The organism is Candidatus Nitrosotalea sp. TS, from assembly GCF_011319465.1.
Taxonomy (GTDB): domain Archaea; phylum Thermoproteota; class Nitrososphaeria; order Nitrososphaerales; family Nitrosopumilaceae; genus Nitrosotalea.
The window spans coordinates 17,745-35,754 of the sequence record NZ_RCMB01000011.1; the positions used below are offsets into that span (position 1 = coordinate 17,745).

At 41.4% G+C, this 18,010-nt stretch carries 25 protein-coding genes and 1 pseudogene; 7 read left to right on the forward strand and 19 right to left on the reverse strand.

The genetic code is table 11. The features are described 5' to 3' along the window. Nucleotides 1-4: 4 nt before the first annotated feature. The 6 genes from DYY67_RS10900 to DYY67_RS05640 all read right to left on the reverse strand — a co-directional run bounded on the left by DYY67_RS10900 (nt 5) and on the right by DYY67_RS05640 (nt 5,491). Nucleotides 5-325, reverse strand: coding sequence for a hypothetical protein (locus DYY67_RS10900; RefSeq protein WP_255492872.1), 321 nt, complete (start codon nt 323-325; stop codon nt 5-7). Beyond that, the gene (locus tag DYY67_RS10905) at nt 261-1,859 is read right to left on the reverse strand and encodes a hypothetical protein (protein WP_255492874.1); all 1,599 of its coding nucleotides are present in this window, start codon (nt 1,857-1,859) and stop codon (nt 261-263) included. Before DYY67_RS10905 ends, DYY67_RS10900 begins: the two co-directional genes overlap by 65 nt. Next, on the reverse strand, nt 1,744-2,379 hold the full coding sequence (locus DYY67_RS10910; protein ID WP_255492875.1) for a hypothetical protein: 636 nt from the start codon (nt 2,377-2,379) through the stop codon (nt 1,744-1,746). The genes DYY67_RS10905 and DYY67_RS10910 overlap by 116 nt, the downstream gene beginning before the upstream one ends. Nucleotide 2,380: 1 nt before the next feature. Then, nucleotides 2,381-2,893 carry a hypothetical protein gene (locus tag DYY67_RS10915; protein ID WP_255492876.1) on the reverse strand — a complete coding sequence of 171 codons (513 nt, stop codon included), beginning with the start codon at nt 2,891-2,893 and terminating at the stop codon, nt 2,381-2,383. 269 nt (nt 2,894-3,162) lie between these two features. Beyond that, nucleotides 3,163-4,062 carry a glycosyltransferase family 2 protein gene (locus tag DYY67_RS05635; protein WP_320415983.1) on the reverse strand — a complete coding sequence of 300 codons (900 nt, stop codon included), beginning with the start codon at nt 4,060-4,062 and terminating at the stop codon, nt 3,163-3,165. A 133-nt stretch (nt 4,063-4,195) separates the two neighbouring features. Further along, on the reverse strand, nt 4,196-5,491 hold the full coding sequence (locus DYY67_RS05640) for an NAD(P)/FAD-dependent oxidoreductase (RefSeq protein ID WP_320415984.1): 1,296 nt from the start codon (nt 5,489-5,491) through the stop codon (nt 4,196-4,198). Between the two features lie 167 nt (nt 5,492-5,658). Between DYY67_RS05640 and DYY67_RS05645 the strand changes: the two genes are divergently transcribed. From DYY67_RS05645 to DYY67_RS05655, 3 genes are all read left to right on the forward strand, one after another. After that, the gene (locus DYY67_RS05645) at nt 5,659-6,021 is read left to right on the forward strand and encodes a hypothetical protein (protein ID WP_166391507.1); all 363 of its coding nucleotides are present in this window, start codon (nt 5,659-5,661) and stop codon (nt 6,019-6,021) included. Next, nucleotides 5,975-6,862 carry an IS200/IS605 family accessory protein TnpB-related protein gene (locus DYY67_RS05650; RefSeq protein ID WP_166391509.1) on the forward strand — a complete coding sequence of 296 codons (888 nt, stop codon included), beginning with the start codon at nt 5,975-5,977 and terminating at the stop codon, nt 6,860-6,862. Before DYY67_RS05645 ends, DYY67_RS05650 begins: the two co-directional genes overlap by 47 nt. Nucleotides 6,863-6,959: 97 nt before the next feature. Continuing rightward, nucleotides 6,960-7,409 (forward strand): hypothetical protein, encoded by a 450-nt coding sequence (locus DYY67_RS05655; protein WP_166391511.1) that lies wholly within the window; start codon nt 6,960-6,962, stop codon nt 7,407-7,409. Here the strand turns inward: DYY67_RS05655 and DYY67_RS05660 are convergent. From DYY67_RS05660 to DYY67_RS05695, 8 genes are all read right to left on the reverse strand, one after another. Further along, nucleotides 7,406-8,032, reverse strand: coding sequence for a hypothetical protein (locus DYY67_RS05660; protein ID WP_166391513.1), 627 nt, complete (start codon nt 8,030-8,032; stop codon nt 7,406-7,408). The two genes, DYY67_RS05655 and DYY67_RS05660, sit on opposite strands and share 4 nt — an antisense overlap. 76 nt (nt 8,033-8,108) lie before the next feature. Continuing rightward, entirely contained in the window at nt 8,109-8,441 is a 333-nt protein-coding gene (locus DYY67_RS05665; RefSeq protein WP_166391515.1) for a hypothetical protein, read from the reverse strand. A gap of 3 nt (nt 8,442-8,444) precedes the next feature. Beyond that, the gene (locus DYY67_RS05670) at nt 8,445-8,630 is read right to left on the reverse strand and encodes a hypothetical protein (RefSeq protein WP_166391517.1); all 186 of its coding nucleotides are present in this window, start codon (nt 8,628-8,630) and stop codon (nt 8,445-8,447) included. Nucleotides 8,631-8,730: 100 nt separating this feature from the next. Further along, entirely contained in the window at nt 8,731-9,180 is a 450-nt protein-coding gene (locus DYY67_RS05675) for a type II toxin-antitoxin system VapC family toxin (RefSeq protein ID WP_166391519.1), read from the reverse strand. Then, entirely contained in the window at nt 9,174-9,407 is a 234-nt protein-coding gene (locus DYY67_RS05680) for an AbrB/MazE/SpoVT family DNA-binding domain-containing protein (protein WP_166391521.1), read from the reverse strand. Before DYY67_RS05680 ends, DYY67_RS05675 begins: the two co-directional genes overlap by 7 nt. A 47-nt stretch (nt 9,408-9,454) precedes the next feature. After that, the gene (locus DYY67_RS05685; RefSeq protein ID WP_255492883.1) at nt 9,455-10,546 is read right to left on the reverse strand and encodes a PAS domain-containing sensor histidine kinase; all 1,092 of its coding nucleotides are present in this window, start codon (nt 10,544-10,546) and stop codon (nt 9,455-9,457) included. Beyond that, nucleotides 10,539-11,075: a PAS domain-containing protein gene (locus DYY67_RS05690; protein WP_166391525.1), complete on the reverse strand. Its 537-nt coding sequence runs from the start codon at nt 11,073-11,075 to the stop codon at nt 10,539-10,541. The genes DYY67_RS05685 and DYY67_RS05690 overlap by 8 nt, the downstream gene beginning before the upstream one ends. A 180-nt stretch (nt 11,076-11,255) precedes the next feature. After that, complete coding sequence (locus DYY67_RS05695) at nt 11,256-11,657, reverse strand: hypothetical protein (RefSeq protein WP_166391527.1); 402 nt, start codon at nt 11,655-11,657, stop codon at nt 11,256-11,258. Nucleotides 11,658-11,843: 186 nt separating this feature from the next. Between DYY67_RS05695 and DYY67_RS05700 the strand changes: the two genes are divergently transcribed. Both DYY67_RS05700 and DYY67_RS05705 read left to right on the forward strand, forming a co-directional pair. Then, entirely contained in the window at nt 11,844-12,407 is a 564-nt protein-coding gene (locus tag DYY67_RS05700; protein ID WP_166391529.1) for a hypothetical protein, read from the forward strand. Nucleotides 12,408-12,424: 17 nt separating this feature from the next. Further along, nucleotides 12,425-12,748: a hypothetical protein gene (locus DYY67_RS05705; RefSeq protein ID WP_166391531.1), complete on the forward strand. Its 324-nt coding sequence runs from the start codon at nt 12,425-12,427 to the stop codon at nt 12,746-12,748. A 522-nt stretch (nt 12,749-13,270) separates the two neighbouring features. On the opposite strand, the gene DYY67_RS05710 is transcribed toward DYY67_RS05705, so the two are convergent. Further along, nucleotides 13,271-14,335 carry a glucose-1-phosphate thymidylyltransferase gene (locus DYY67_RS05710; RefSeq protein ID WP_166391533.1) on the reverse strand — a complete coding sequence of 355 codons (1,065 nt, stop codon included), beginning with the start codon at nt 14,333-14,335 and terminating at the stop codon, nt 13,271-13,273. 140 nt (nt 14,336-14,475) lie between these two features. On the opposite strand from DYY67_RS05710, the gene DYY67_RS05715 reads away from it, so the two are divergent. Both DYY67_RS05715 and DYY67_RS05720 read left to right on the forward strand, forming a co-directional pair. Next, nucleotides 14,476-14,709: an antitoxin VapB family protein gene (locus tag DYY67_RS05715; protein WP_166391535.1), complete on the forward strand. Its 234-nt coding sequence runs from the start codon at nt 14,476-14,478 to the stop codon at nt 14,707-14,709. Between the two features lie 2 nt (nt 14,710-14,711). Then, the gene (locus DYY67_RS05720) at nt 14,712-15,101 is read left to right on the forward strand and encodes a type II toxin-antitoxin system VapC family toxin (protein WP_166391538.1); all 390 of its coding nucleotides are present in this window, start codon (nt 14,712-14,714) and stop codon (nt 15,099-15,101) included. A 69-nt stretch (nt 15,102-15,170) separates the two neighbouring features. Here the strand turns inward: DYY67_RS05720 and rfbD are convergent, their stop codons facing one another. The 4 genes and pseudogenes from rfbD to rfbB form a co-directional block, all read right to left on the reverse strand. Further along, nucleotides 15,171-16,058 carry a dTDP-4-dehydrorhamnose reductase gene (rfbD, locus tag DYY67_RS05725; protein ID WP_166391540.1) on the reverse strand — a complete coding sequence of 296 codons (888 nt, stop codon included), beginning with the start codon at nt 16,056-16,058 and terminating at the stop codon, nt 15,171-15,173. Between the two features lie 144 nt (nt 16,059-16,202). After that, complete coding sequence (locus tag DYY67_RS05730) at nt 16,203-16,568, reverse strand: hypothetical protein (protein ID WP_166391542.1); 366 nt, start codon at nt 16,566-16,568, stop codon at nt 16,203-16,205. Next, complete coding sequence (locus DYY67_RS05735; protein WP_166391544.1) at nt 16,565-16,891, reverse strand: UPF0175 family protein; 327 nt, start codon at nt 16,889-16,891, stop codon at nt 16,565-16,567. The genes DYY67_RS05730 and DYY67_RS05735 overlap by 4 nt, the downstream gene beginning before the upstream one ends. Nucleotides 16,892-17,000: 109 nt before the next feature. Further along, nucleotides 17,001-17,997, reverse strand: a pseudogene (rfbB, locus tag DYY67_RS05740) (dTDP-glucose 4,6-dehydratase). Nucleotides 17,998-18,010: the final 13 nt, after the last annotated feature.

The following is an 18,010-nucleotide window of genomic DNA, read 5'->3' on the forward strand; positions in this document are numbered from 1 at the left end:
TGCATCAGTCCATCTGAATATCTGCTTGACCAAATTGTATATCTAAGAGCCTTCCAATGGCTGTGCCATCAGAATATGTACCAAGATCACGTGCACCGATTGTATCAGTTGCTACGTCTGGTATTTGGGTCTCATCGATAGCTCCACCAGAAATTGGTGGTGCTACTGCGGTATAGATTACAACGAGGTCGTTGTTGGTATTGAGGTCTGGGTCGTTAACTGTAACTGTCACAGTGTCTCCTACCTTGTATGTCTTCTGGTCAAATGATACGGTTCCAGAGTGAGTTGGGATATCCTTGCTGTGCAGATATCTGTGTGTTGACACCGTCGGCACCTAAATCTAAATAGGTTACCTGTGGTGCTCTTGCCTCAGACTGGAGCATATCTTGGATGGCTACAAATAACACATCATGGTTGATGGTTCTCAAATTAGCATAGGTACTTGGGTTGAGAAGGTTCAACTGGTTGAGCATAAGGAACTGTGTTGTTCCAGCGAATACACCAGTGTTGTCACCGGTCTCTTCAAGCTCCCATCTGTAGATGGCGTTGTTTATTCTCTGATTGTTGTTAGTACCGTCTCCTATGATACCGATTGAGAAGATATCAGCTACTGCCGGGATTCCAGCAGTTGTTACTGTGCTACCTGACTTGCTAATCACTGGAAGTGTTGTGCCAGATGTTGTAAACTGGAACACAAATCCAATGCGTGCAGTTGCAGGGATGCTAAATATTCTCTCATCAAAGATTTGGCCTGTAGCATTTGTCGCATTGGTATTGACAAATGACTCTAGGTTGGTAGCGTTTGCAATAGAGATGGCATGCAAGTTTTGAACTGGAACTCCGCCACTGTTTATGATGGCGCCGCCAGTACTATTGTATGCCAGGAATACCTGCACTGCTGTTGGGTCAGTTCCAGTTGCACCGTTCAGGCTGGTAAATCCTCTCAGGTCAAAGTTCACGAAGTTAAATCCGTGGAACCTTGTTGCTGCGGTTGTACCGGTCGTGTTGGTGTTGTGGATAGTGTTCAACAGTGTTTGCATGGTAGCCCCCGTGTCAACAACTAGAGCACCAGTATTCTGGATATCAACGACAGTGCCGTTGGTAAACGAGAATACGGGTCTGTTGCTAAAGGACTCATCTACAGCATTATCTGCTGCTGTTGCAACTTTGCTAGGTGTAATTGAAAAGAGTGTGGTTCCGTTGGCCTGAAGTGCGCCTGCTGCTGTTGCAGCTAGTGCGGCAGTCTCCTTGCCAGCGTTCAATGAGAATGGAGTTCCAATCTTCATTGTTGACACTCTGTCTACATTACTACCATAATCGTTGAGATGTTCGGTAACTTTTGAGTTTTTGTTCTCATCCATATCGGTTAGTGTGACTGGAATTCTTGTACCTGATGGCCAAGTGCCGTTTGTTGCGGTCATTGTTATACTACCAAATGCAAAGCCGCCTACGATGCTACCTCCAAGAGAATTATAGTTGAAGGTGGCAGACTGGCCTCGAATTGACTGTCCAATAGAAGTTTCTTCTGCTGGACTTAGTGTTACAATGTTTGACACATGTGCGCCGTCCCAGTTACCAAAGACGCCTGTATCCACACCACCTTGCTCGATGAAGGTGATTGGCTCAGAGTCTACACCGATTGACTCGGTTCTTAGGTGTGCTGGGTTTCCTCTGTTGCTGTTAGACGATGAGTCTGTAGTGCTGTTGAGGATTTGCTTGCCGTTAGACTGGAAGTCTACAACTCTAACAGACTGTGCTGTTGGATTGAATGTAAACTGTCCATTGTGGTTGAAGTTGAAGTGTGTCAGGTTGCCAATCAAGTTCTGCATAGCTGGTGCAGCTGCTGGCGCACCTGCCATCTTCCGTTGAAGACATCAGGTACGTATTTGTTACATCTTTTATACCATCTGCGCGTTGATTGTCGTTCCTGTCAAATGCCATATAGTACAATGTACTATTTGTGGTATTTGCACCCCAAGTCCAAGAGTCTTCCTCTGTTGGGTCTACGTTAAGCTGTGGGTCGTTCATTGTCAAGAACACTTGTGTGTTTTCTGGATAAGCTGTCCTATCCGTGGTAACACTGATCAAGTTACTAGGAATTCTATCAAAAGTCAGGTTGACGACTTGGTCGCCACCTGCTGCTGCATAGTCAACTGTTACTGGAGTTGGAATTGCTGAGAAATCATATAGCTGGATAATTGGCCATGCATCTGCATATTGTTTAGATGCGGCAAAGCCGTTGCCAATATTGGTGCCAGTTAAACCTACATTGCTCAGAGTCTTGTTCTCTCTGATCACGTTTTCTGCTGTGATACCTGTTGTTGCACCTGCATCATTGTTAAATGTACAAGAGTTGGAAAGAGTTCCAACTGATGCCAAACTAAATGGTGATAGTGGTGGCAGAAGTACTACCGTTGAATACATCTCTTGCAACAGTAAAGCCCTTGGTGTCTGTATAAGACAAACCAGTTCTTAATCCTGATGCGTCAGATGTTGGACCACAGAAGTAACCAAAGTTTAGACCTTGACCAGATACTGGTGCAGTCTTACCTGCAAATTCAGCTTGATTTCTATCAGCAAAGTATCCATACCAGTTGCCGTCTGTACCCTGTGCCATTCTCAGTCTCTTACCGTTGACAGTTACCACGGGTTCACCGTATGCTTGATTCAATTGATTGATGTTTGGATCAGATACGATTACTTGAACCACTTGTGGACCTGCAAAGTAATTGTTCCACTGAGAATTTTCAGCAGAGACAAACAAGTTAGGATGCGAAGCTACTTGAGCGTGTGCTGCTGGCATTGCGTTTGGCAATGCAAATGCAGCGCTGCTCAGAAGTAGGATCGATAATAGTGATAGACTAGTTATTTTTCGTAATAGATTGTTGTACATAGTTATTGTAATTTTTGCACGAATTTAGATATATAAGCATAATGGACGATTTATTCACTTTTGGTACCAAGATCATTTTATTTTGAATCTGGGAGCCGCAATTATGAATAATCCATAAACTGGTATTATAGATTTTACAATTTTGGTCATTTTTGGCAGATCCATGTAAGATTCCTTACTGCCGCTCGCGCATTAATGTTGCGGTTCTGGGTTCTGCTAGCTTGTCATGATTTGGCGGCAAGCATGTCAGTCTCGTTTTTTATGCAATGTTACTGTCTTTCGCGCATGAGTGTTGCCATTGAAAACAGTATTACTGCGGTAACGCATAAAATTGTCCCAACCAAAAATAAAATGATTGCTGCCATAAGCGAGCCCAAAAAGATTACCTGCTTGCTCAGATATGCATCCAGGAATTGGTAGCCAATGACAGAGCCTGCAATTACTAGTGCGATACCTGGAAACCCGTAAAATGGAATCGGGTGTTTTACTGAAATAAACTTCAGAGTATTCATCAGTACTGCTACACCATGCGGGACAGGACTTTGCGTTGACGTGTCGCCGTTGTAGGATACCGTGATTGGAACTTCGGCCAGGCTCAATCCCTTGTTTGATATCTTGAGCAAAATTTCAGTTGATACTGACATGCCAGTTTCTGTTGGATGGATTGACTCTATTGCCTGCTTTGAATATGCGCGAAATCCCGACTGGGCATCGCTTACCTTAAAGTCAGCTCCAAAGTTTGCAGCCGATGTTATTATTTTGATTCCTTGTTTTCTGTATCCTGGCGTACTAGAGCTTTTGTTCAAAAACCTTGAACCAATTACGACATCTACATTGTTTTGTTTTAGTGTATCAAGCAAGAGGGGAATTTGATCAGGATTGTGTTGCCCGTCACCATCAATTGTCACCATGGTATCAGCATTTTCCTGTCTTGCCCTGTCAAATAGCGTAATGATTGATGCGCCATAGCCTTCATTTTTTTTGTGCGATATTACTGTCGCACCACTTTGCTTTGCAATTTTTGCAGTACCGTCAGTCGAGCCATCATCGCATACAATTACCTTGTCTGCATATTGGAGCGAGTGCTTTACCACATCTCCAATTATCTTTTCCTCATTGTATGCCGGAATGCAGACTAGAATCATGATATCAACAAACTCTCTATCCACTCTTTTAATTTAGTTTCCGGTTACCAACCAAAGCCACATATACCTAAACTACTTGCAAGCACTCCTACGCGTAGATATACTATTGTGAGAGATGACAATCTATCAATTCAATGATTTGTTATGAAGTGATTCCCTAATTTGCATTCAAAAATTCCAGCACATTGCCATAGTCCCATGGTCCGCACCCTGTGTTCTGTATCTTTATGATTCCCTTTTGGCGCATCTGTTCAATTACATACACTGCAAACGGCAGTGCACCTGTAGCGCCAGGCGAGTTGTAGTTTAGGATGTGAGTTGACTTTGTTCCCTCTTTTATGACCGCATCTGGGACAAACTTGCCTGAGCTGTCAATTACCGATGCTCTCACCCCTGCAGTGCCTCGGGTATGGAATTTTGACGGAATCACCTTGGGGAGAAACTCCCTTACTCGATTTATCATTGCATTTTTTGATACAGAAGAGAGAAACTCGCTTGTCGCAAGCGAGAGAAATTTGGAGTCAAACAGCATCTTTGCTGCGCCAGACGACAGCATCTCGACAATCTTTGACGGAAACTCTTTGATGTTTTCTGTGAAATTATACCCGTATGGACTGAAGACCGGCACTGCATTTGGCCCCACCTCGCATCGCCCGTCATGTCGCACAATCCAGTGCGGATCCAGGAATGGATACTCGGGATGTTTTGGGACAGAATATACTGAGACTCGGGTTAGGTTGCTGTAGATTTTGTCAGCCTGCCAGTATTCTCCGCGAAAGTGAATGTCTGTAAGATCTTGTGCAGTACCCATTGCGTGAGCAATATCAATTGACATTCCACCTGCTGCGTTTATGATATGGTCTGTCTGTATGGTACCAGAATTTGTTTTAATCTCAAGAAATTCTTTTTTGTCCTGTATTTTCTCAGATCTTGTGTTTAGCAAAAAACTTGCACCGCTTTGCTTTGCGTCCTCCATCAGAGATTTGGTAAACTTGCCAAAGTCTACTGATGCGTCCTTGGTACAAAATATTGCCTTTTGGCAGTGCACCTCAGGCTCTTGTCTTGACACCTCGGAGCTGTCTAAAAATGTCATTTCGTCTTTTTTTAATCCGTTCTGCTCTCCCCATGACAGATACTTTTCAAGCCTCTTTGTTCCCTGCTCGTCAAGTGACACTTCCAAGACTCCGTCTTTTTTGAACGGCAAACTCTTTTGTTTTGCGTACGTCTCCCACATCTCAAACCCTAGTGCTGCGGCTTTTGCAAATAGCCTCTTTTTTTGTGGGTCGTAGAGAAACGGCGCGTGAACCTTTCCGGTGTTTCTTGAACTGGTATGGAATGCAACCTCTGGTGCTTGTTCTAGTACCAGAACTTTCTTGTCTGTCACATGGGATAGGAAATATCCAAGCGAAGTTCCTAAAATTCCCGCACCAATTATCGTAATGTCAGACTTCACAACTAGATTCTTGCCACTAAGGGATCCAATAGATGTTTTGATTGAATTGCCATATTATGATACCATCACCTGAACATGATCAGTTTTGCTACATATGGCTCTGTTGCGTTGCCGGGTGATATTGACATTACCAGTACTATAATTCTAATAAAAAAAAGCACGATCAGTTGAAGGCAATCAAGTCTGTCAGGCAATCATGCGTTCCAGATTCACACATACTTGATTTTCTTGAAACTTTTCGAGATATGGTAAATCACTGTATCAGAATTGGCCTTAAAAACGACACACACGCATTAAAGCGATTGTCGGTATTATCATACAGGGAACTGGCACAGTACGACATTCTGTCATACTACAAACTTTGTGCCATATCAAAGGCTGCCGGAATTCTATCAAACAGAAGACAATCTATCAAACGAGGAATCAACACAAAGAACCCATACCTGAAAAAGCCAATACTGATATCATGCTACGGATTCAAGCTTGAAGGTAACATTTTCAAGATACCGCTTGGAGACACAATATTTTGAGATTCTATTGAATCATCATGCAAGAGAGATACTATGTAACCATGAAAATAATTCCACGTTCAAGGTAAACTCCTTTGTTCTTACTCCAGATCACCTATCAATATCATATTCAAAAGATGTACCAGAGGTACAATGTAAAAACACGACAGGGATTGACAGAAATCTCAGAAACGTCACGGTAGGAGACTGCAACCAAGTGGTTCAGTATGACATTGCAAAGGCAGTCAGGATTGCAGAGAATACAAAATCCATCGTATCGTCATTTAAGAGAAACGATCACAGAATCAGAAAGAAACTGTATTCCAAGTATGGTACAAGAAGAAAAAATAGAGTAAATCAGATGCTGCACAAGGTCTCAAAGGATATAGTGCAACATGCAGTACAAAGAAAACATGCCCTAGTCTTTGAAGATATCAGATACATCAGAAAGATGTATCAGAAAGGAAACTGGCAGGGAAAAAAGCGTCGAGGCACCATGAATGGATGGTCGTTTTCTGAAATCAAATGCCAGATAGAATACAAGTCAAGATGGAGTGGAATTCCAATAATCCAGTTATCAAAATCAGACACTAGAGGAACATCAACACTATGTCCCAGATGCGGAAAGAGACTCCAAGACAAAGGGGCATGGAACGATCCCATCCGTAAAAGAGAACTCTGGTGTGATACATGTCAGAGATGGCAAGACAGGGATGTGATAGCTGTCATGAACCAGTCTCTGCGGGGGCTGCCAAGGCTTGGCAGTTCTAAAGGCGATGCAGGTGAAGCAATGAAGTGGAATGTGGATAACGCACTGCCGCTAATCCTTAGAGTCGATGCATCGAAGTTACAGTCCGTGTGATTATCACCCGGAAACGTAACAGAGCCCTACATATAGAATGAATTTCAAATATGATTCTGTGGAAAAATTTAATTTGTTTCATGCATACTTGGATGCAATGAAGTTTGCCATACTTGGGTGCGTGATGCTGCTTGTGGCATCTTCCAGTCCTGCATGGGCTGCGTTTGATACTGACGGAAATTATTACTGCAATAGTTCCAACCTTCCACTGGAGGAGACGATCTACAAGTCATCTGTAGCCAAGATAGACAGTGATCTGAATTCATATCTCTCGCTGAATCCAAGTGCGACGGACCAGGAACTGCATAGCTACCTAATATCTGATCCTGAAGTCGCACAGCCATATTCGATCATGGAGCAATCAAAGGCATGTCTCCAGTCAAATGGGGTCAGCCCCAATGCGATTGTATCACCAAGCTCGCTATTTCTTGAAGTCTTTGCAGCGCCAGAATTTGGAATAGTATCAGGGCTTGTGTTTGGCATTACACTTGCAAGTGTTGTTGTGCTTCAAAATAAAATTAACAAGTCCATACTTTTAAAAATCTAGGGAGCTGCATGGCCCCAGCCTCTTGCCTCAAGCACTGACATGGTATTTTGCGTTACACATGCAGGACGCGAGTTAGAGTTGTTTATCACCAAGTAAAATCCTGAAGGACACTTGACGTTTGTTGGCTGGGCTCCTGCAGCGACTTGAGCTCCTGGTGATGGCAACTTGCTTGCCATTGAACCTGAATTCATTGAACCTGTTGTCATTGTACCATTTCGCATGGTACTGTTTGTCATGGTTCCACTTGGCATTGTACTAATCATGGTACCATTTGATGACTTGGCTGTTGCATTTGTCCCCATTGCCATATTTTCTTTGGGTGATGTGCCGTTTGCATTATTTTTTGTTCCATTTGTAGTCTTGGCAACTGTTGCATTTGCCGATAGATTCACCTGGGTTGCAATCCTTGGAGTTACTGTCTGGTTTGTGCTCTGTGAAACTGATTTTGCATTAGAGCCTGTTGTGGCTGACCCAGGGGTCTCACCTGGTGTACACACATGGTTACCGCAGATTGGTACACACGGTTGTGACGCGGTGCAGGGGGTCTGGGCTGATGCATGCATCCCATAACCTAACATGGAACCTGCAAGCAATATTGATAACAGCACTGGAATAATCTTCATACTCTTGGTTGTACAGATGGGCAAATAAAGTTTAAGGTACATGACTGATGCATTCTTTCAAATAAGGTGCAGCCTATTAGAACTTGTTTATAGTTACATAATACATCATTATGTCTTTTTGTTCAAATCTTGTCTTTAGTTTTTTCTTTAAATTATGAAAAAACTCTACATTCTTTTTTGTCTTCTCACAGACCACCCAGTACGTACTGTTTTCATCGCTGATCCTATTTTTCGTATTGGGATCTGTCCATCCGCCTATTAGAGTCGAGTTATCTACTGTGCAGCCGCCAAATCTTTCAACAATCTCCTCAAAAGTTTTTGAATATTTCTTGCCTTCTATTTTCTTGCGTTTGCCAGCAGAACCATTGTAATAATGAGGAAGCAGAATTTCTACCTTAAGATAAGGCACTGTCTATTCGACAAGTTCGTACTTTATATTCTTATTTTTGAGCAACTTGCAGTCTTTTTTTTGCACGACAAGCGTATTTTTTCCAATGCCGCTGAATTGTGACTTTGAATGTATCAATTCATAGAACGCTTTTGCTTTTTCACTTTCAGTTTTAAAACTTATTGTGCAGGTGCCATTGCTTGATGTCATTTTTGATATACAGTAGATAACCTGTTACTGTATTTAAAATAAATGTCACAGAGTTTGATATCGCTATCCGTATTGCATATAATTTGAAGCAATTTTTCTGCTATTTCTTTTTGGCACGCCTAAACCTATTGAGTAGATCTTTTGATGATATAGTCTCAAGATATCGACTAGCTTTCTTTAGCTCTTTGTCGTGTGTTACAAGATATCGTGCACCTTTTGCAAGTCCGGTGGCAATTATGATAGCATCAGGCAATCTAAGACCTGTATCTGCACTGATCCTTGCCGCTGCATCAGATATAGGCACATCAAGCCCGGCAATTACAAAACCCTTGGTAGAAATCAAATGGGAAAGCAGTTCCTCTTTACCCCTTTTGTCTCCGTGTGAATAGTATTCGGTACACAATTCCGCAATTGAGATTACTGATATGATCGCTTGTATGGAACCATCTTCAACTGCATCCAATACCTGCAAAGAGTGTATAGAATGCTGTTCGCCAGTATTCTTAGCATTCAATAAGATGTTGGTATCAAGTATTGCAGTTATTACCATTCTTTACGCATTCTCTTTTGGAATTTGATACTATGTTCTTTCCACGGTTTCTGCCTGCGTAAAATTTCAGAAAGCCTTTCCCTTGAAGCTTTTTTTATTGTTGCCTGTCCGTCCTCAATGGCAAAGATTACTTTATCACCTTCCTTTAGATCAAGCGAAGCCCTGATCTCCTTTGGGATAGTTATCTGGCCCTTGGTAGTAATTGAACCTATACTCAGCTCTGACATTTCCTTACCTTATAGTAAGGAATTCCTTGCTATCAAGTATTAAAGTATCAGACAGGTAGCAGTATGTGAATCTCTGTTCCCTGTCCCATCCCTTTTGATTCTGCCCAAATCTTTCCTCCATGTCCTTCTACTATTCCCTTGCATATTGACAGGCCAAGCCCTGTGCCCTTGTGCTCCCTTGTGTTTGACGTGTCCACCTGATAGAACCTAACAAAGATCTTGTCCAGATTGTCTTTTTGAATTCCAGTACCGTTGTCCTTTACAACTATAGAGTAGGACCTTTCTTCCTTGTCAAGTGTTATTGATATGTTGCCGCCCTTCTTTGGGCAAAAATTGATTGCGTTAAGTATGAGATTCGTCATGACCTGGGATATTCTGGTATGGTCGCATGTGCATGTGATATCGTGTTTGAGTAACGTAGTTACCTCTATCCCATTTTTGTCAGTTAGCGGCTTTATGCTGGATATGGTATTTGAGATGATCTCTGCCAGGTTGTGCGCACTTTTGTCGAGTTTTAGCTGTCCAATCTCTATCTTTTGCACGTCAAGCAGATCAGATATCAGTTTTTGCATGGATTCGGTACTTGACTTTACTATCTCAAGCCTTTCATGCTGTGTTGTTGTGAGAGGACCGAACTTTCCTGCAAGTGTCAGATCAACGTAGCCCTGTATTGGAACAAGGGGCGTCTTTAGTTCATGTGTGACCATTGCCAAAAATTCGTCCTTTGTAAGCTCTGCATTTTTTAGTGCCGTGTACTGTTCGCTTAGCTTTGCCTGGTCTTCTTCTATCTTTTTTCTAGAGTAATAGATTTCAGTGATATCCCTTAATGCGACTGTCCTTCCAATCAGCACTCCTTTCTCATCATAAATGTTGGTGCCGCTAAGCAGCGTTGGAAATGTAGAACCGTTCTTTCTTTTCATCCATATCTCCCTGTTGATTATCTTGCCGTTCTCTTTCCACTCTGCAATTGATTTTGCCAGCTCATCATAACTTTTTTCTGCAGTGTGATCAATTGCCTGTGCTTCTCCTATGATCTCCTCTTTTGTGTATCCAAGGTTTTTTGCATATGCGTCATTGCAGTCAATTATTTTTTCATCAGCTGTAATGGTGCGTAGCATGTCAGGCGAGCCATCATACAGATTGCGGTATTTTTTTTCCTGTCAGTATAAGGGACTCGTGTGTCTTTTTTAATTCTGCATACTGGTCTTTTATCCGAATCTCGCCCTCTTCTGCCTTTTTTAGTGTATCATACAGTCGTGATATGTCCTGTATTGCAATGATGTATTCTGGAGGTTCTTTTTTTCCAAGTCTTGCACCGCTGCACATGCCGTAAAACTTTGCTCCATCTTTTTTTATCAGCAGTATCTCAATTAGCGGGCCCACTCCGGTCTTTTGCATCTGTGCAAACCCGTCTAGTGCCACCTTTTTGTAACTGGGCTCAATAAAGTCAAAGCACGACCTGCCAATAATCTCGTCTTCTGTATACCCAATGTAATCAAGCGCCCTCTTGTTGATGTCAGTTATTATTCCTCCAGAGTCAAGCGTGCACATTAGATTGGGAGATACCTCAAAAAGCATACTGAATCTGCTTTCGTCGTGGTCTTGCAAGTCCATATTTTCATAACACGTACCGTCCACCCTTTTATAACCCCAGTCACTGGTTGCCAAATTTTAGGATTTTTAGTAGCCTGTCTCATTGTAGCACGAACACTTTTTTGACTTGTGCGTAATGCACCCGACAAGCCTGTGGTCCTTGCAGCCACAGATTATGCATTTTTTGTTCATCTGAATTACCTTGTACCATATACTATATGTTAGTTGATTTATGAAAATGGTCTGTTAGTTTCTTCAATGCCCCAGATGCAATCCTCTTGTATTTTGATATGTTTTACCCGTCTTTATGTCATGACGTGAATTTGAAACAGGTAGTTCCAATGGCTTTAGCTGATGTAACTTTGTTTTATTGTCATCTTTTTTCTGGTCCTTGATAATGTTTGCAAGTTCTTGTCTGAGATAATTTATTTCATGCATAAGATACGAGATCTCCTGCCCGCGATTTGTCTGGTTGAATCCAGTGAATGTCTGGTTTGAGTATCCGTTAAATGAGAGCTGTGTTCTGTTAGAGTATCCGTTAAATGAGAACTTGGCATGGTCTGGCTCTGGCTTTTGATCTCCTTGGTATGAAAACGATGCGGGCACAGTAGCAGCGACAAGCACTAGTGCAAGAAATATCCCTAGCAGCCTAATCATTATTCCAAGTTTGTGCAAATTTGTTTTAAGGCTTGGTGAGGAATGTGAAGTAATCTTTAAATGAAAACTTGGGATTTTTTAAATTCTGCAATTGTTATTTTTTCTTCCATAAGATCAATTATCAATTCCAAAAATGGTGAGAATCTTCCATACGATTTTATTATATCACAGATGCATCTCACTTTAATGTCTGGACAGGAGCCTATCGAGTGGCAGATCATTGACAAGGTACAGGAAACTGCCAATGCCTACACGTATACATTTTCTGCTGGAAAATCTGAGATTTCAATTGGACAGTTTGTGACAATTGGGATACATCTGAAAAGGCCTACGGCATCGGGAGGAGTAGAAGAGAGTTTTGTTGAACGCGCGTATTCCATTGCATCATCGCCTAACCGGGATAACGTGGAGCTTACGATAAAATGCGAAAAGCCCTACGGGTACATCAATCCTGCATTGAAAAAAGCTGATGGCTTTGCAGCATATTTTTTTGAGCAGGCAAAGATTGGCGATAAAGTCAAGGTAAAGTTTGGCTTGAAAAAAGACCATTTTCTCTCAAGGTTTCATCGGGGACCGAAAAGGATATCGCGTATTGGTCAGGCGAGAACGGGGCAGAGTCTGCAAGAGGGCTTGTGCAATATATGCAGGACAGACCAGACATTGGAATTAGGCTTGTACTGTTTTACAGCAACCCGCACCTGTACTTGGGTGATACCAAAACTGTCAATGTCATATATTACAACTGGCTAGTTGAGATGGCAAAAAAGATGGAAAATTTCAGAGTTGTCTTTGCATTTACAAGAGATACTGACATTCCAGCATCTGATCATCCTCGGGTGTTTTTTCAAAAGGGCAGGTTCTTTTCAGACTCGGGAGCTGGAATTGAAAAGACCTTATCAAAATATCATGATTCCCCCAAGTCTGCATTCAATCCCATCTGCGGGAGCAGTGGCTTTATCATTGGCGTAACACAGGGACAAGACGGAAAACTTGTGAAGGGACGTGGCATCATGCAGAATTTAATGGAAGTGGAAGGCATCGTTCCAGAAAAGATTGACAAGGAGCAGTTTTACTTGGACCATGCGCACTGAGAAAAACTAGATGTGAGAGTGTAATAAATTAAAAATCCTTGATCTCTTTTACCAGGCCTAACCTCTGTTGTCTCTACCATACAAGTTCTTATGATCATCCAAATCTAATAATATCACTACATCTTCTTTTGGCAAATACATGTAAACAAGGCATGATTTTTTGAAATATGTATTGCATGATAATTGACATATAGCCCATGTTTGCGTTCTCCTATTTTAGTGGGGTCTGGAGATGTTTCCAGATCGTCTAGTATTCTGTAATAACCCTCAATTATCGATTTATCTGATTTGAATTTCTTTAGTTTCTTGAATAACTTGTTGGACGGCTGTAAAGGCACAAACTTATTCTTCTAAAATCGTCTTTACTTGTTTTTTATGCTCATCAAAAGTATAGGTCTTTAATTTCTCCTTTCCTTCCATGATTTTCTTTAAGGTGGTTCTGGACTAGTCCTGCAATTGTGCTCTGCCAGATGCTGATAGTCCTGTAATCCAGAGTGCTAGAGATTTCATATTGATTGTAAATTACAGTCTTATTTGAGATCTCTCACCGAGCAGGAACTGGTGCTTTTTGGGATGTGTGTGGTCCTCGATCTCTGCGTCATTTGCAATAATGCTGTCTACCAAGTGCACCTTGGCATCAATCTTTGCCCCTTCCATTATGATGGAATTTTCAATATCGCATTTTTTTAGTGTTACATTATTTCCAACGCTGGCATAAGGACCAAGTCTGACTGCAGGCCCTATGGTACAATTGTCACCTATAATTGCAGGTCCTGTAACAAATGAGTCTCTTGATATGGTAGTGTTCTTTCCAATCACGATATTTCCTCTAACCTCAGAGCCGTGAGATATGACAAACTGGTTTGGTGTTCCTATGGAATCTAGTACCAGTTGGTTTGCATGCAAGATATCTTCCGGGGTACCAGTGTCCTTCCACCAACCTGTCACTGTATCATATTCTATGGCATTACCACTATTCATCAAAAGATCCAGTGCATCTGTTATCTCAAGTTCCCCACGCCATGATGGCTTTAGTTTGTCTATAATATCGAAGATCTTGTGAGTGAGAAAATAGATTCCAATTACTGCCAGGTTCGATGGCGGGTTTTTTGGCTTTTCCACTATCTTTTTGATTTTTTTTCCGTCAAGCTCTGCAACTCCAAATCTTGTTGGGTCGTCTACCTCGCAGAGAAGTATCATTGCCCCTGCGCTTGAGCTTTGGAATTTTTTTGTATAGTCTATCAGTCCCTTTCGTAAAATGTTATCTCCAAGATATACGACAAACCTGTCATTTCCGATAAAGTCTTTGCACAATCGGATTGCGTGAGATATGCCAGCAGGTTTGTCCTGGTAAATGTAGGTGATTTTTACTCCAAATTTTGAGCCGTCACCGTAGAACTCTTTTACCTTTTCTGGATAAACGTCTCCTATTATGATTCCAATGTCTGTGATTCCTGCCTCTCTAAAGTCTTCCAGTGCATACTGTGACATTGGCTTGTTTGCAATCGGCAGTAGCTGTTTTGGTCCTGTGTGAGTAAGTGGTCTGAGCCTTGTCCCATGGCCGCCGTGAAGTATTATTCCCTTCATTTTGATCCGTGTTGTGGGATACAGTATATTTCAATTTGGTTTTTGCTTTATCTGTTCCATGGATAGAATATCTATGTAGCCCGCATATCATTATTCTGTCAATGAAAACTTAAATGCATGTACATGCATTGTATTTCAAGATGGGAACAACTACAATCTCACTTAACGACGAAGCATACAGGGTGCTCAAGGCCCAGAAAAGAGAAGGTGAGTCTTTCTCAGATCTTGTACTGCGCAAGTTTGGCAAGGGCAATCCCGCAGCAATCCTGGCCTATCTTGAGGAGACAAAGCCAAACATTGAACTTGCAGAATCTACCCGGAAATCAAGCGAAGAGTTACGCAAGAAGCTAAAGCTAGCAAAGGTCAAGCTGTAGACATGGTCTGCGCCGAGACCAGTTTTATCATAGCACTTGAGAGACGTGAGCATAGCGCAATTGAAAAGATGCGAGAACTTGAAGAGAGTGGAGAGACTGTTTATATCACCGCCATTACCGTTGCCGAGATATACCACGGAGCCTATACCTCAAAGGACAGGACAAGAGCGTTAAAGGATTCTGAGGAACTGCTAAATCGCTTTGCTGTACTAAATCTTGACTATGAATCTAGCAGAATATGGGGCCAGTTGGCAACCTCTATGAAATCAAATACTATAGGAGACAGAGATCTCTTCATTGCAAGCATTGCAATTGCAAATAGGCAGACCCTCATAACAAAGAACAAAAAACATTTTGAACGAGTAACCAGCCTAGATGTAGAAGACTGGTAATCTGCACTAGATAAAAATCTATTTTTGGACTTTGTATTGTAATAGTTACCATAATTATTCCATAACATCTCAATTTGGTTTTTGTTTCATCTGTTCTACGAATAGGTCTAGGCCTTGCTGTACAGTCATTGGCTTTTCCTTGAGAAGCGATGCTGCCTTTGATATATCAAGTGAAGAATCCCTTGGTCGCTTGGCAGTCCAGTTCATGTTTCCCATACTGGTTGGCCTCAATAGTTTTTTGTCAAGATTTAGCTTGTCTGCAACCATCATGGCCATGTCATATCTTGAGACTCTTGTTGCCCCTGATACGTGAAGTATTCCCTGAATTTTTCTTGAGGATATCTCAATTAACATACGTGACAGATTTGGGACATATGTTGGAGACGTATACTGGTCGGTTATGATATCAAGTGGGATTCCTGATTTGAGATTTTCTGCAATAAATATTGGAAAACTCTTCTTCTTTGGATGTATCCCGTACGGTGTGCTAGTTCTTGCTATACACCACTTTGTTGCAATCTCTTCTACTGCCTTTTCGCCTTCTAGCTTTGATTTGCCATAGTGATCAATGGATTCTGTGTTGTCAGACTCTATTTTCATCCCTTTTTCTCCGTCAAAGACATAATCTGTGGACACGTATACCAGAAATGCCCCTAGTTTTTTTGCTTGTTCAGCTATTACTGCAGTTGCTTTTGCGTTAATCTTTGTGGCAAGATCTTTTTGTGTTTCACATAGGTCAACATTTGTCATTGCAGCCAGGTGGATTATCACATCAGGCCTTGTGGATTCTATCACTTTGATTATACCATCGGGGCTTGTCAGGTCAAGATGCGTTGCAATTCCGTCTTCTGGTTTTGAGTTATTGTAACATGAATAGACTTGGGTGTAGGACTGCAGGAGATCCTTTATGACCTGCCTTCCGACTAATCCCGCAGAGCCTGTAACTAGAAATTTCATATATCATCTACACGAAAGACTTGTTTTTAAAATCAGATCATATACTTGTAATTTTTTACCTGAATATCTCATCCTTGTTCTTTATTACAGTATGTTCCTCCTTTTCAATACTGTTAACAAGTTGCCTTGCCTCAATTCTTGTGACTATACATCCTTGATTGCAAGCCTCAATATTCTTGGCAGCGAAAAATAACTCATATTGTCTTCCCTGCACAACCTATGTACGATCTTTTCGTTGCTTGCAAGCGGAATATTCCGGTTCTTTGCTATTACATAGCATTCCTTTTCTCCCTTGTCAAGTTCACTGTGTGCATACTTTAGATCCTTTAACTCGCCAGTTGTTAGTTGAGCAAACTCAGGTCCAAGCTTTTTGAGATCTATTTTTCCTTCTGCAAGTTCAACCTTTACTGATGGTGATACAATAATGGCTTCAAAAAGTTCATTTAATATATCAAGCCTATCAATTCTTGAAAAAATGCTCAGTATATCAGTATCAGCAACAAGCTTCATCCATACCTGCTCTTGATCTTTTCAATTGCGCTATCCATCTTTGACGCGCTTTCTGCTTCTATTATCCTCTTGATGCCGTACTCTTTTAGTCTCTCCTTGAATTCTAGTATGCTAACATCTGCAATCTCGGCAGCTTTTCCAAGAGTGACCTCGCCCTTTTTGTACAATCCGACTGCAGCTGCAAGTCTTAGGTTCTTTTTATTACTCAACATGTACCTAAGTGCATCCTTGACAACATCGGACTTGCTTGAATAATACCCTGATTTGACTAGCTCGTCTATCTCCTTTTTGACTATTTCTGGCAGGTTGTAGCTTGAAGGCATATGGTATATTGATAACTATTATCATAAATAACTATCGGTTCTTGCAATACGGGTTGCATCATTTCTGGCAGATCATAAAGTGGATCAATGGCTAGATGGTTTTTTCTTTCTACCAATGGACAGTCCAAGGTTGGGGATGTAAAGTTTTTTCATCTGCAAGCGGTTCCCACCAGCTTTTATTGTTCTGGTACCATGATACGGTTTCCTGCAAGGCCTGATCAAATTGGTATTTTGGCTTCCATCCAGTTGCCTTGATTATCTTTGACGCATCAATTGAATACCTCTTGTCGTGTCCTGGTCTGTCTCCGACGTTTTCTATGAGGTCTAGTGATTTTTTCATTAGATTGAGAATCTTTTCAACTATGGATTTGTTTGTAATCTCGTTCCATGCAGTGATGTTGTACACCTCGCCTGACTTGCCCTTTTCAATTAATACGTCAATTGCCTGTACGTGATCCAAAACATAGATCCAGCTTCGTATCTGGTTTCCCCCTCCATAGAGCGGGACCTTGAGGTTCTTTGTAGCACGGATTATTGTCTTGGGGATTAGTTTTTCTGGAAATTGATTTGGTCCAAAGTTGTTTGTGCACCGAGTAGTGATGCATTTTATGCCATATGTTCTATGATATGATTCCACTAGGAGATCTGCTGATGCTTTTGTGGCCGAATATGGGTTGCTTGGCTTTAGTATATCATGTCTCTGTAAATGATTCCTTGTTTTCTGCATCTCCGTAAATCTCGTCAGTTGATACATGGATGAATAGCTTGTCGTGTCTTTCTTGCGGCTTCAATATGGAATATGTTCCTAAGACATTTGTCTCTATGAATGGTTTTGGGTTTGATATGGAACGGTCAACATGGGTTTCTGCTGCAAAGTTTACTAGTACATCTGATTCTTTTGCAAGATTTGATATTGTTTCTTGATTTCTGATATCATCTTTTATGAATGAATAATTTGGATTGTTTTCTATTTCTTTGAGATTTTGCAATGTTAGAGCCAATCGTTAGATTGTCAAGGTTTGTTATGGTATCATTTTTGGTCTTTAGGTGATTTCTGATAAATGCGCTTCCGATAAAACCTGCCCTCCACAGACTAGTAATTTCACATATTGAAGAATC